Origin of the sequence: Mucilaginibacter jinjuensis (genome assembly GCF_028596025.1) — a bacterium.
GTDB lineage: Bacteria > Bacteroidota > Bacteroidia > Sphingobacteriales > Sphingobacteriaceae > Mucilaginibacter > Mucilaginibacter jinjuensis.
Genome location: NZ_CP117167.1, coordinates 1,888,334 through 1,901,307 on the forward strand (window position 1 = coordinate 1,888,334; position 12,974 = coordinate 1,901,307).

Genomic DNA, 12,974 nt, shown 5'->3' on the forward strand with positions numbered 1-12,974 from the left:
TTATGACTAAGTTAGATATACTTGTTTTAGCCGTACACCCGGATGATGCCGAATTAGGTTGTGCTGGCACTATATTAAAACACATTGCCCAGGGCTATAAAGTTGGTGTAGTTGACTTAACCCGCGGTGAACTGGGCACACGTGGCTCGGCAGAGATAAGGGATAAAGAGGCTGCTGCTGCAAGTGAAATATTGGGTTTAACCATACGCGAGAATTTGGGTATGCCCGATGGATTTTTTGCCAATACCAGAGAATACCAGTTGCAGATTATTGAAGTGATCCGTAAGTATCAACCCGAGATAGTAATTGGCAATGCTTATCACGACCGTCACCCCGATCATGGCCGTGCAAACCAGCTTATTGAGGATGCTTCGTTTTTGGCAGGCTTACGTAAAATTGAAACTACCCTTGATGGTGAAATACAGCAGGAGTGGAGACCTAAACAGGTAATGCATTTTATACAAGACCGCTACATTAAACCCGACATTATCATTGATGTTACCGAGTACTGGGACCAGAAAATTGCCAGTCTTTATGCCTACGGTTCGCAGTTCCATAACCCCGAGTGGGAGAATGAGCCACAAACCTACATTTCGTCGCCCGAGTTTATACAGGTTACAGAAGCCCGCGCCCGTGAATTTGGTAAAAGCATAGGTGCCCGCTTTGCCGAAGGTTTTACAAGCCGCAAATTATTGGGGGTTGAGAGTCTTTTTGATCTTGTTTGAGGTTGATTAAGTTAAGTAGTTGATTAAGTTAAGTAGTTGATTAAGTGAGTTGTTCTAACTGGAACACTATGCAGCCGCGTAAAACTTAATCAACTACTTAACCTAATCAACCAATCAACCCTTATTTAGTATCCCTTTCTCCACACTTTCATTAATCAACTTTTCGGCGAATTTCCAAAGCGTTTCAGATCCATTCTTGATCACGCTTTTTTTGCCGATAACTTGTTCGTAACTCACATTAAATTCTTTCCAGGTACCGCCGTTATTGGATATGTTTTGCAATAACGGTTCCAGCCTGTCCATAGCGCGGGCAAATTTGGCCTCGGGGGTTTCAGATGCTTCAAACTCTTCCCATATAGCTATATATTCTTTAGCTTGCTCATCTGGCAGTAGCCCGAAGATCCTTTCTGCAGCCTTTTGCTCGGCAAGGGTATTGGTATGGTTTAAAACAGCATCGTAGAGGAAGATATCCCCGGCATCAATCTCAACCACGTCATGGATCAGCAGCATCTTTACTACTTTCAAAATGTCTACAGGCTCATTAGCATGCTCTGCAAGTATAAGTGCCATAATAGCCAGGTGCCAGCTATGCTCAGCGTCATTTTCATTTCGGTCGCTGTTAAATAGCTTGGTTTTTCGGAGAATATATTTGACCTTGTCAATCTCGTGGATGAATGACACCTGCTTTAAGAGATGTTCGTATTCTGTCATATTATGTTTATTAATAGTGAGCGGTGAGTAGTTGATTAAGTGAGTGGTTGAAAAATGCAAAGAACTAATAAACCACTTAACTCAATCAACTATTAACTCTGTAAGTTTGCTAAGAACCACTCACTGCTTAACTCATCCGATAGCTATCGGATCAACTACTCACCCATAAAAATGAAAGGCCCGATTATATCGGGCCTTTCATTTTTATGACTTGATATATTCAAATCTGTTATTGTCCTGGCTTCGCTGGCGGATAAGTTTGTTCTCGTTCGATAGCTTCAGTAGTATGCCTGATAACTCAGATGTTTTAAAGTCGGTATTAAAGTGTTCGCGGCAATATTCTGCAATAGATGAAATAGAGCGTGCTTCTGCAAAAAAATCGCTGCTTAACAGTTGGTATAAAATTTTAGTAGCGCCCGGTTTTTTTTTGGCGGGTGCGTAGCTTATTTCTTCACCGTTTTCTGTTCTATGTACCCTTCTGTTTTGGGTGTCGTAACCCTCGTTTTCGTTCCTGTCGTTCTCTATCATCGAGTCTAACAGCTTCTCAACAATGCGTAATTGTACAGCTTCAGATTGAAATGAATTTACAACTTCTGATATTTCCAGGAGCTGTCGTTTTAGTTTGTCAGTGTGTTTGCTCATATACGTTTTAGAACCCTATTTAAAAATAGTAATATTTGAGCACTTTTTAACCAGTAGCCCAATATTACCCCCTATCAAAAAATATTATTGTTTATAGTAATAAACGATAAACGGCAATAATAGTATCTGCGTGTTAAAAAGATTCTCAGGAACGTGTTAAAAAGACACGTGTAGCAACATTATTACAAATTACAAACGTTTAAGTATGTGAAACATGGTTTTTATACCTTCATCAATATGGCTTTCCTGCATAATAAGTGCCGGTCTGAAACGGATACTTTTTTCGCCACAGCCCAAAAACATAGTATTATTTTCTAATCCCATATTTATGAAACTGTTTCTAATATCACTATCCGGAAAGTCAAACGCGGTGAGTAAACCTTTACCGCGGATGTTAGAAATGAGGCTGGTAGTTTGGCTTAAGGCCACTAACTGATCTTGCAAATATTGCCCGGTTTGCGATGCCTGATCGCAAAGATTATCCTCAGCAATAATTTCTAATATTTTGGCAGAGCGAACCATATCTGTTAAGTTACCACCCCAGGTAGAGTTTATACGTGAAGATACGGTGAACACATTATCCGGGTTCTCTTCAACCCGGCGGCTAGCCAATATACCGCATACCTGCATTTTTTTGCCGAAAGCAATAATATCCGGCCTTGCGTTTTCTCCAAAATGCTCGTGGCACCAGAATTTGCCGGTTAAGCCAACGCCGGTTTGTACCTCGTCATAAATTAACATCGCCTCATACTCGTCGGCCAGTTTACGCAGTTGTTCCAGAAACTCTTTACGAATGTGGTTATCGCCACCTTCCGACTGGATGGGCTCGATAATAATAGCGCAAATATCATCCTTATTATCCTGAAACGCTTTTTCTATCTGGGCGATAGACGCAGCCTCACGTTTGTACAGTTCTTCAGGATTCGATTTAAAATCGTCGAAATTAATGTATGGCGTACTGATACGCGGCCAATCGAACTTGGCAAACCAGCGTGTTTTCACCGGTTGGGTATTGGTAAGGCTCATGGTATACCCGGTACGGCCATGAAAAGCGTGCTCAAAATGGATCACCTTAAAACCTTTTTCAACCTGGTAGCCCTTGGCGAAGTTCTTTTGCACTTTCCAGTCCATGGCAGTTTTAAGGGCGTTCTCAATGGCTAAACCTCCGCCAGAGATAAAGAAAGCATGCGGCAGGTATTCTGGGATCCCGACACGGTCAAACACCTCCAGAAAATGGGCGTATTGCTCAGTATAGATATCCGAGTTTGAAGGGTTGGTTAGTGCTGCCAGGAGCAGGTCTTTTTTAAAGGCCTCATCGTTTACCATCTTTGGGTGATTATAACCTAGTGGTACGGATGCAAAGCAGGTAAAAAAGTCGAGCAGCGTACGGTCGTATTTCGAATCGTAGATGTAAACGCCCTGGCTTTTCTCCATATCAAAAGTAAGGTCGAACCCATCGGCCAGGATATGTTTGCTTAAAGTTGCTTGAACGTTTTGTGGTGTTATTGACATAGTTTCCATAGGTAATGGCTTATACAAATCTAACAAAAACCCTCAAAATAAAGTATTTAGGCCTTTTTTGAACCGCTGAACTGAAAAGTATGTTTAAAATGTTTAAAGTTGGTTTTTATACTGATGAGAGAAATGGTTCAGTTTAATTTGTTGAACTGTTAAGTCTAAACACGTCATGCCGAACTTATTTCGGCACCCCAAAGGACAGGTGTATAACTCGCAAGGTCGCTTTACATGTGGGGTGCTGAAACAAGTTCAGCATGACGGTAGGCGTAGAACTCTTACAAAAACTTCTCCTTCATCCCCAACAACCCAAACAAGCCACCAGTATGCACCGCCAAAATATTGCTACCCGGTTTAAAATGATCTTTACGCGCCAAATCAAACAACGCATACATCATTTTACCAGTATAAACGGGTTCAATCAATATGCCTGTTGAAGCGATAAAATCTTTAATAAAATCAATCAGTTCAGGCGTACTTTTAGCATAACCGCCGAAATGATATTGGGTATGCAGCTCATACATAGGATTGTGTGTGGTGTACTGTTTAATTTCGTCAGCAATAAATTCACCGCCTTTTAGTACAGGTACGGCGTGGAATAGGGTGGGCAAGTGTTGTAAGCCGTTCAATATTCCTGCTGCGGTTGTGCCTGTTCCGCAGGCGCAGAAGATGTGATCGTAGGTTTGCGGGAGTTCGGCCACCAGTTCGCTGCAACCTTGTGCTGCAGCTGCCGAAGCGCCGCCTTCATCAATAAAAAACGCAGAGGTATCGTTGCTGAAATACTGATCGAACAAAGTTTGTTTATCACGATAGCTTTCCCTATCCACAAATATCAGTTGCATGCCATGCAGGTGGCATAGAAACAGGGTGTCGTTAGTAACCTCTTCACCCCGAACAAAACCTGTAGACTTAAAACCAAATTTTGCAGCGGCGGCAGCTGTTGCCAATAAATGATTGGAATATGCACCGCCAAAAGTTACGAGGTGGGTTTTCCCTGCATTGTGAGCATTAGCCAATGTGTACTTTAATTTGCGCCATTTGTTACCCGATATAACCGGGTGTATCATATCATCGCGCTTGATAAAAACCTGCAAGCCCTTTTCATCAAATAAAGGGTGTTTAATTTGCTGAACCGGGCTGCAGATCTCTAAATCAAATATCATATTTATCCTAAATTCCGAATCCGATGCCTGCATTTACCATGCTGTAGCTTGCCGCTACACCGTACGAGGCATAAAACCTAAAGATAGGCAGTTTAAGCTGGAAACCAATTTCGGCACTCATCCCATTTACACTTCGCTCGTTAATGGTTACCGGATTGTTATAAGTGGTATAAAATTTCTGGTTTACAATAGGTACTGTGTTTGAGGTTATGGGGTAATTGCCTATCAAACTCACATCTGTTTTGGCGGTGTTATAACCCGCCGCGATGTAAGGTGTAAAAAATAAGATTTGCTTAGAGAAAATAGCTTCGAACAAAAAGCTGTTCACATGGCCGTCTATCGCCTGGCCGCTAAAATCGTTTGATTGTTGCGCATCGGCAGGCACTGCACCATTCTCTGGTTGTACGTTGAGTGATTTATTGTAATTAAGCTTGTTGTAGCTAAATGCCAAAGCGAGATCGAAGGGGACAATTTGACCTGCTGAGCCAAAAAAATCCTTCATCACATTGTGTTTAATGCCAAAGCCAAGCATCGATATAGAACCAATATCATCGCTCACTTTTACTTTGGGTATTGCCCTAACTGTAACATCGGTATTTTGAATGAGGCCGACTGTAAGTTGTAGCTGTGGTGCGGGAACAACTGATGATAGCTGGCCGCTTGGCAGGTTAAATGAGGTTACTTTGTTACCGTTATTATCGTAAACATTCATCAGCGGGCCATCTGTTTTGGTATTGCCGCTAAAGGTTGGTGCAATGGTGTTTGATGCATTATCCGGCCTTACACTGTTAGAAAGGCCAATCTTTGTAACATCAAAGGTTCGGTCTGATTGGGGGACGAAGACTGCGGTAGCGGTAATCCGCAGGTCGAAGTGTAGTAGTCCGTTGGTTTGCGCGGTGTTGGTCCAACCGCTGTTCATGCCTAAGCCAAGTCCTTTAAATAATGGCCTGCCGTAGGCATCAACCAGTTTGGTGGCATCCGCCGGGCCTGACTTTAATAATTCATCGAATCCGTTTTGTGCTTTTGTAATACTTGCAGCTAATAAAAAGAAAGCAGTAAGGGCTAAGAATTTGTTTTTCATGGTTTTAGGGGTTTTGTAATGACAACGTTTGTGTGTAACTATGGTTTAAAATATTTAACGTTCGATTAAAAAGGCGCAAAGATAATTTTATTATGAAAAACCTGATAATAGGTACTTATTAAAAAACGAGTATTTTTGCTGCAATGACAGAGGAAATAGACTCGTACGAACAGGACGAACAGGATTTGTATGAGCACTTTCGGATTATAGTTGACAAGGGCCAGTCGCTTTTGCGTGTAGATAAGTTTTTAATGTCGCGCATTGAAAACGCTACCCGTAATCGCGTGCAAAATGCTATAGAGCAGGGTAACGTACTGGTTAATCAGAAAGAAATTAAATCGAGCTACAGGGTTAAACCTAATGATATAATATCGGTAGTATTGCCACACCCGCCGCGCGATACCGAAGTTTATCCCGAAAATATCCCGCTTAATATAGTTTATGAGGACGATGATCTGCTGGTAATTAACAAACCTGCAGGTATGGTTGTGCATCCGGGTTATAATAATTATACCGGCACGTTGGTAAATGGTTTAGTTTACCATTTTCAACAATTACCGCAGCTGCCGGGCAACGATGGCAGACCGGGATTGGTGCATCGGATTGATAAAGATACTTCGGGCTTATTGCTGATCAGCAAGAACGAGCGTTCTATGACCTACCTGGCGCGCCAGTTTTACGATCATACTATTACCCGCAAGTATATAGCCTTAGTTTGGGGTGATCTGGAAGCAGATGGTACCGTAACAGGCTATATAGGCCGCAGTGTGAACGATAGGAGGGTGATGTCGATATATGACGACCCTGAGAAGGGAAAATGGTCTGTAACGCATTATAAGGTTCTGGAGCGCTTTACCTATGTTACCCTAATTGAGTGTCAGCTCGAGACCGGCCGTACCCATCAGATCCGTGCGCACATGAAACACATTGGGCACTCGTTATTTAGTGATGCCATGTACGGCGGCGACAAAATATTAAAGGGTACCATGTTTGGTAAGTACAAGCAGTTTGTTGAAAATTGTTTTGAACTGATGCCACGCCAGGCCTTGCATGCACAGACTTTAGGTTTTAAACATCCATCTAAAAAAGAATATATGCATTTCGAATCTGCTTTGCCAGAGGATTTTGAGTCGGTTTTAAACAAGTGGAGAAAATATATTGGTACTCCGGCAGATCAAAACGCTTAAATTATTGTTCTGCATTTATCAATGAAACCTCTTTTCATCAATTTCAACGGAGAACTTATCCCTGCGGATAGCAAGGTACTTACCGTAACCAACAGATCCTTTAGGTATGGGGATGGTGTTTTTGAGAGTATGCGCCTGCTTAAAGGGCAGCTGCAATTTCCGCAATTACATGCCGACCGTCTGCAGGCCGGTATGAAAGCCCTTAAGATGGATGGCTATTCGCAAATGGACGATTGGTTTCTGAAAGAGAAAGCGGCCGATCTGGCTATCCGTAATAAAATCAAAAATGGCCGCATCCGCCTAACTGTTTACCGTGATGCGGAAGGTTTATATACACCAGCAGATAACAAAGCAAGTTACTGCATGGAGCTGGAGCCGATTGAGCATGATTATTATGAGATGAATAACCGTGGCCTAATTATGGATGTGTTTACAGAATTAGCCAAGCCGCTTAATTACCTATCTAACTATAAAACCTGCAACTCACTGGTATATGTAATGGCGGGCATCTATAAAAGCCAAAACAAACTGGATGATGCTTTTTTATTGAACCAGAATGGATTTTTGTGCGAGGCCATTAGCTCTAATATATTTGTTTGGTATAACAGCCATTTATATACCCCTGCTTTAAGCGAAGGCTGTGTAGGCGGCATAATGCGCCAGGTGGTAATTGATCTGGCCCTTAAGCTGGAAATACCCGTTACCGAAGCCCAGATAAACCCCAATATACTTTATGAAGCCGATGAAGTGTTTTTAACCAACGCCACCTGTGGTATACAATGGGTAATGGGTTTTGGTGTAAAACGCTATTTTAATACGTTGAGTAAAAGTTTGGTTGATGAGTTGAATAAACTCTAAAGGAATCAGGAATCGAGAGTCAAGAATCAAGACAGAAACTTAACTAAAGTTACTTTATGATCGTCATTGCGAGGAACGAAGCAATCCCCGATCTGAAGAGCCGCTCTGTAATGTTCGCGATTGCTTCGTTCCTCGCAATGACGTGCTTTTTATAAATCGAAAATCAATTATACAAACTCCCCTTTACTAACCGTGGCATAAATACTATCCCAAAGGTTAATACGTTCTTGCAGCGCTTCTGTAACTGCCACTTCGGCTTCGGCCCATTTGGTTTCGTCGTTGCCGCAAAGTTCGGCAGTCATTTGGTAGGCAAGGTGCGAATGATGGTCGCCATCAACTTCAATATGGCGCTCTAAGTAATATAAGAAAGTATCTACTTTACCCGGAAATTGCTTGTTAATTTCTTTTACCAGGCTGATGAACATACCCGGAATCAAATCCTCGCGACCGAATGTAAACACGGCTGCCTGTAAGTGTGGCTTATTGGTGTTGATAACCTCGAAGGTATGCTGCACAAAATTACGGGCAGAAACCGGAATGTCGGCAATGATCAGTGCCTCGTCTATAAACTTACCGCTTGATAATTCGAATAATAAGCTGTCGATAGCATCACTTGCGGCACCGGCTTGTTTCATTGCTTTTAAATAAAGCTCAAAGTGGCTGCCGCGGTTGCCATGTTGGTCTACATCACTTTCTTCGCCGGTTACAATCTCATTAATGAGGTAGCGGGTATTGGCATTGCCAACCGGGATCCAAGGCAACTGTACACAGGTAAGGCCTATTTGCAACGATTTAAGCAATGACATAAAATCCCATACGGCAAAGACGTGGTGCTGCATAAAAACATGTAAATCATCAAGCGAAGTAATTTGCTGATACAATGGGTGGTTGGTCAGTTTTTCGCGAAATGGGGTTATTGCTGTTTTAAGCTGCTCAATTCTCTGCTCGGGTGTCATCATCTGCTTATAGTTTGCCGCAAAAATAGAAAGGCAATTGATTAGGTAATAGTTTATTATGTTTTATGACGGTCTATTGATGTTCACTGGTTCATTGGTTCAGTTGTTCAGTGGTGCTTATATCCCAATAAACTAATGAACCAGTGAACAAATGAACTTTTCGGGTCTGGGGGCTATAATCTCACTCCCCTTAAAAATTCCTCAACACCCATCCGTTTCTTACCCTCCAGCTGAATATCGGTTACATGGATATAGCCATCTGTGCAGGCAAATTTTAAATAGGTTTTGTTGTCGGTGCTATAAGTGCCCGGTATTGCATCAACAGTCGCAACCTCTTTTGTCGAGGTGTAAATTTTCAGGATCTTACCATTCAGTTCCGTAAACGCAGTAGGATAAGGGCTTAGGCCGCGAATGAGGTTATACACCTGTTCAACGGGCTTATTCCAGTCAACCTTGCAATCTTCTTTGAAAATTTTAGGGGCATGTTTGGGTTCTGCACCTTCCAGTAAGTGTTCCTGTGGCTGCTCGGTGTACTTATCGCTCTCTACAGCTTTAACGGTTTTCACCAGTAGACCGGCGCCTTTGTTCATCAGTTTATCGTGTAAGTCTCCGGCTGTAAAATCTTCAGGGATGGATACCTTTTCGGTAAACAGGATGTTGCCGGTATCAATTTGTTGTTGCAGAAAGAAGGTGGTTACACCACTCTCTTTTTCACCGTTAATAACTACCCAGTTAATCGGCGCTGCACCACGGTATTGTGGCAACAACGATGCGTGCAGATTAATAGTTCCTTTAGGCGGCATACTCCAAACAACCTCCGGCAACATACGGAAGGCAACTACTACTTGTAAATCCGCTTTCAGCGCCTGAAGTTCCTGTAAAAAATCAGGGTCGCGCAGCTTCTCAGGTTGTAATACTTTGATATTATTTACAACAGCATATTTTTTTACTGCCGACTCATTCAGCTTTTGCCCGCGTCCGGCCGGTTTATCAGGTGCAGTAATTACCGCTACCACTTCGCAGCCCGCTTGTATCAGTGCATCAAGAGATGCTACTGCAAATTCGGGCGTGCCCATAAATATTATTCTCATATCGTTTGATGATTAGTCATTGGTCAATAGTCATTAAACCGTGCGCTCAACCCAGCCCGTCATTGCGAGGTACGAAGCAATCCCCGACTGGCAGAGCGGCTCTGTAGTGTTCGCGATTGCTTCGTACCTCGCAATGACGGCGCGGAGGCTAACAACAGTTTACTGGTATAAGAGATACTTCTCTCTTGTTTGTTTAAATACGCTTAAAGCTGGTTCCCAACTCTGTCTGATTTCACGCTCACTCAATCCCGATTCAATCTGTTTTCTCAACGTTTCATTCCCAACCAGTTTGGTAAAGTAGGCGTTGAAGTAATGTGTTTGATCGGGGTAGTTTTTGTACAATGTTATTAACCAGTTTAAGTTTAATTTGCCCGATCTTCTCAGTAAATCGGTATCATAGCTTTGCAGATCAATGCCATAACATAACCTGTCTTTCAAAGGAGGGTTATCACTTTTGCCGGGCATGCTCACAGGTGTAAAGGTAAACTTATAAGTGCCCTTAAAACCCGGGTGACCAACTACTGTGAACGGAAAATCAGTACCTCTACCTAAACTCATGACTGTACCTTCAAACAAACAAACGCTTGGATATAGTGCAATAGACTGCTGCGAATTTAAGTTGGGCGATGGGTACACCGGTAACTCGTAACCCATTTTGTGGTTATAGTTGGCCACTTTGATAATTTTAAGTTTGCACTGTACGTGATTGTTGAGCCATCCTTCGCCGTTAATCATTTGGGCATATTCGCCAATAGTCATGCCGTGTGCAATAGGAACAGGGTGCATGCCTACGAATGAGCGGTAGGCTGTATCTAAAACAGGTCCGTCAACCAGGTAGCCATTAGGGTTAGGGCGGTCGAGGATCATCAGTTCGATGTTGTTTTCGGCACAGGCCTCCATTACGTAATGCAGGGTAGAAATATAGGTATAGAAACGTGCGCCCACATCCTGAATATCAAAGATCATGAGGTCGATGCCTTTCAGGTCGCCAGCAGTAGGTTTATTGTGCTTGCCATAGAGTGAGATAATAGGTAGCCCGGTTTTGCTGTCTACATCATTATTCACGGTAGCGCCGTCGCTGTTGTTACCACGGAAACCGTGCTCGGGGCCGAAGATCTTTTTGATAGATACACCCAGTTTCAACAAACTATCGGGGCTTGGCGTAAGGTTTTTACCGATAACCGAAGTTTGATTAACCACCATGCCGATATTTTTACCTTGCAGATAGCCCAGGTATTGATCAGTTTGATCTGCACCCGGAATAGGGTTGCCACCTAAGCCGTAATGATGCAAATGGGTTACCCTGTGTGTAGGCAAGTAAGTGGTGTGGCTAACATTAGTGTGTACAGTTGTTTTGTGCTTTGCCGATTTGTGGCTAACAGACTTGTGACTAACTGATTTATGGCTACTCGTTTTATGACTGCTTGTAGTATGTGTGCTGGTATATTTAGTCGTCTTTTTATGTTGCGCCGCAGAAGCATTGCTAAGCAGGCCAAGTGCAATTATAAAGCTGAAAATTTTATTCATAGGTTGGTATTAAAAACAATGGCGCAATTGCTGCATTTAATAGCAAAAGCGCATATTTGCGAAAGTACAAAAAAAACGAACTGACTTGAGTTTTTCATCATTCATAGCCGGCAGGATCTCTTTCAAATCAAAACGCACATTTTCTAAATTGATTGTGCGCATCGCCATCATCGGTATTATGCTGGGGTTGGGGGTGATGATCCTTTCTGTAGCTATCGTAAAAGGCTTTAAGCAGGAGATCAGGGAACGGGTTAGGGGCTTTTCTGGCGATATCCAGGTGATTAAGTTCGATAACAATAACTCGTACGAGAACTCGCCTTTCAGTAACGATCAGCAGTTTATCAGCCACGCCAAAAAGAGTTTCAATATTGCCAATGTAATGCCCTTTGCCAGCAAACCGGGTATTATTAAAGCAAATGATGAAATTGAGGGGGTAGTACTAAAAGGCGTTGATAAAACTTACGACTGGACCTTTCTGAAAAAAGCCTTAGAAACCGGTAGCGTAATGGACTTCAGCGATTCTGCTGATGCTACCAAACAGATTATGATTTCGCGTTATACGGCGGATAGGTTAAAACTGAAAGCAGGTGATGATATGGTGATGTATTTTGTACAGGAGCCCTTACGCAAGCGAAAATTCACTATTAAAGGGATATTTAATACAGGTGTTGATGAGGTTGATAAAACATACGTTATTGCCGACCTGTCGCTTATCAGGCGTTTAAATAACTGGAAGCCAGATGATGTGGGCGGCTTTGAAGTACGTGTAAAAGACTTCGAATACTTACAGGAAGCATCTAACCACCTGAATGATATTTTACCTGCTAAACTGCGCTCATACACTGTAAGCGAAACTTATCCTACCATATTTGAGTGGCTGCAATTGCTTGATGTAAACGCCCAGGTAATGCTGGTATTAATGCTGGCTGTGGCGGTAATTAACATGATTTCGGCCTTACTGATAATGATACTCGAGCGCACCTCCATGATTGGCATGCTCAAAGCACTCGGTGCCACCAACTGGACTATACAACGCATCTTCTTATACAACGCCAGCTATCTCATAGGTGTTGGTTTGGTGTTGGGTAATTTGTTTGGATTGGGTTTGGGCTGGTTTCAGTCTAAAACACATTTTTTCAAGCTCGACCAAGCATCGTATTACATGAAATTTGTACCTGTAGAAATTTCGGCGCAGGACGTATTGTTGCTTAATGCAGGTACTTTAACTATCTGCCTGCTGGTGCTTATTATCCCGTCGCTGCTGGTAACCCGTATATCGCCGGTTAAGGCTATCAGGTTTAAATAAGAAGAGTAAACTGAATAGCGATGCACTGATGTAATTATTACATAGAGTGAATCACATTCTGTTTTGCGTTAAGAATAGGAGCGGATACCGTCCGCCTATCGGCGGATAATGCCTGTCCAAAGGACTCCTACGGAGTGCAGTATGAGCGTATAGCCTGGCCTGTAAGGCAACGCCCTCATAAATGTTGCTCTTATGAGCTTTCATTCCCGAGC

The 12,974-nt window shown here is 42.7% G+C and carries 12 protein-coding genes; 4 read left to right on the forward strand and 8 right to left on the reverse strand.

Translation table 11 applies throughout. The annotated features are described in order from the left end of the window. The first annotated feature begins 2 nt into the window (after window positions 1-2). Complete coding sequence (gene bshB1, locus PQO05_RS08550) at window positions 3-725, forward strand: bacillithiol biosynthesis deacetylase BshB1 (RefSeq protein ID WP_273632286.1); 723 nt, start codon at window positions 3-5, stop codon at window positions 723-725. A 114-nt stretch (window positions 726-839) separates the two neighbouring features. Here bshB1 and PQO05_RS08555 read toward each other — a convergent pair whose 3' ends face one another. From PQO05_RS08555 to PQO05_RS08575, 5 genes are all read right to left on the reverse strand, one after another. Further along, a complete protein-coding gene (locus PQO05_RS08555; protein ID WP_273632287.1) occupies window positions 840-1,436 on the reverse strand; it encodes an HD domain-containing protein in 597 nt (198 codons plus the stop codon). 204 nt (window positions 1,437-1,640) lie between these two features. Continuing rightward, window positions 1,641-2,078, reverse strand: coding sequence for a hypothetical protein (locus PQO05_RS08560; protein WP_273632288.1), 438 nt, complete (start codon window positions 2,076-2,078; stop codon window positions 1,641-1,643). 189 nt (window positions 2,079-2,267) lie between these two features. Then, a complete protein-coding gene (lat, locus tag PQO05_RS08565) occupies window positions 2,268-3,599 on the reverse strand; it encodes an L-lysine 6-transaminase (protein ID WP_273632289.1) in 1,332 nt (443 codons plus the stop codon). A gap of 272 nt (window positions 3,600-3,871) precedes the next feature. Next, window positions 3,872-4,756, reverse strand: coding sequence for a 1-aminocyclopropane-1-carboxylate deaminase/D-cysteine desulfhydrase (locus PQO05_RS08570; protein ID WP_273632290.1), 885 nt, complete (start codon window positions 4,754-4,756; stop codon window positions 3,872-3,874). A 7-nt stretch (window positions 4,757-4,763) separates the two neighbouring features. Beyond that, window positions 4,764-5,837: a DUF6588 family protein gene (locus tag PQO05_RS08575; RefSeq protein ID WP_273632291.1), complete on the reverse strand. Its 1,074-nt coding sequence runs from the start codon at window positions 5,835-5,837 to the stop codon at window positions 4,764-4,766. 143 nt (window positions 5,838-5,980) lie between these two features. Between PQO05_RS08575 and PQO05_RS08580 the strand changes: the two genes are divergently transcribed. Together PQO05_RS08580 and PQO05_RS08585 are read left to right on the forward strand one after the other, a co-directional pair. Next, entirely contained in the window at window positions 5,981-7,024 is a 1,044-nt protein-coding gene (locus PQO05_RS08580; RefSeq protein ID WP_273632292.1) for an RluA family pseudouridine synthase, read from the forward strand. A 21-nt stretch (window positions 7,025-7,045) separates the two neighbouring features. Continuing rightward, on the forward strand, window positions 7,046-7,882 hold the full coding sequence (locus PQO05_RS08585) for an aminotransferase class IV (protein WP_273632293.1): 837 nt from the start codon (window positions 7,046-7,048) through the stop codon (window positions 7,880-7,882). A 167-nt stretch (window positions 7,883-8,049) separates the two neighbouring features. Here the strand turns inward: PQO05_RS08585 and PQO05_RS08590 are convergent, their stop codons facing one another. The 3 genes from PQO05_RS08590 to PQO05_RS08600 form a co-directional block, all read right to left on the reverse strand. Continuing rightward, on the reverse strand, window positions 8,050-8,841 hold the full coding sequence (locus PQO05_RS08590) for a DUF3050 domain-containing protein (protein WP_273632294.1): 792 nt from the start codon (window positions 8,839-8,841) through the stop codon (window positions 8,050-8,052). A 170-nt stretch (window positions 8,842-9,011) separates the two neighbouring features. Further along, window positions 9,012-9,929 carry a methionyl-tRNA formyltransferase gene (gene fmt / locus PQO05_RS08595; protein WP_273632295.1) on the reverse strand — a complete coding sequence of 306 codons (918 nt, stop codon included), beginning with the start codon at window positions 9,927-9,929 and terminating at the stop codon, window positions 9,012-9,014. 159 nt (window positions 9,930-10,088) lie between these two features. Then, window positions 10,089-11,456, reverse strand: coding sequence for an exo-beta-N-acetylmuramidase NamZ family protein (locus tag PQO05_RS08600; protein ID WP_273632296.1), 1,368 nt, complete (start codon window positions 11,454-11,456; stop codon window positions 10,089-10,091). Window positions 11,457-11,541: 85 nt separating this feature from the next. On the opposite strand from PQO05_RS08600, the gene PQO05_RS08605 reads away from it, so the two are divergent. Beyond that, entirely contained in the window at window positions 11,542-12,762 is a 1,221-nt protein-coding gene (locus PQO05_RS08605) for an ABC transporter permease (RefSeq protein ID WP_273632297.1), read from the forward strand. The last annotated feature ends 212 nt before the right edge of the window (window positions 12,763-12,974 follow it).

Excerpts from the sequence above, each read along its gene's own strand:
- bshB1 (WP_273632286.1), top strand. The coding sequence starts at position 3 with ATGACTAAGTTAGATATACTTGTTTTAGCCGTACACCCGGATGATGCC.
- PQO05_RS08575 (WP_273632291.1), bottom strand. The coding sequence starts at position 5,837 with ATGAAAAACAAATTCTTAGCCCTTACTGCTTTCTTTTTATTAGCTGCA.
- PQO05_RS08585 (WP_273632293.1), top strand. The coding sequence starts at position 7,046 with ATGAAACCTCTTTTCATCAATTTCAACGGAGAACTTATCCCTGCGGAT.
- fmt (WP_273632295.1), bottom strand. The coding sequence starts at position 9,929 with ATGAGAATAATATTTATGGGCACGCCCGAATTTGCAGTAGCATCTCTT.
- PQO05_RS08555 (WP_273632287.1), bottom strand. The coding sequence starts at position 1,436 with ATGACAGAATACGAACATCTCTTAAAGCAGGTGTCATTCATCCACGAG.
- PQO05_RS08580 (WP_273632292.1), top strand. The coding sequence starts at position 5,981 with ATGACAGAGGAAATAGACTCGTACGAACAGGACGAACAGGATTTGTAT.
- lat (WP_273632289.1), bottom strand. The coding sequence starts at position 3,599 with ATGGAAACTATGTCAATAACACCACAAAACGTTCAAGCAACTTTAAGC.
- PQO05_RS08560 (WP_273632288.1), bottom strand. The coding sequence starts at position 2,078 with ATGAGCAAACACACTGACAAACTAAAACGACAGCTCCTGGAAATATCA.
- PQO05_RS08570 (WP_273632290.1), bottom strand. The coding sequence starts at position 4,756 with ATGATATTTGATTTAGAGATCTGCAGCCCGGTTCAGCAAATTAAACAC.
- PQO05_RS08600 (WP_273632296.1), bottom strand. The coding sequence starts at position 11,456 with ATGAATAAAATTTTCAGCTTTATAATTGCACTTGGCCTGCTTAGCAAT.
- PQO05_RS08590 (WP_273632294.1), bottom strand. The coding sequence starts at position 8,841 with ATGATGACACCCGAGCAGAGAATTGAGCAGCTTAAAACAGCAATAACC.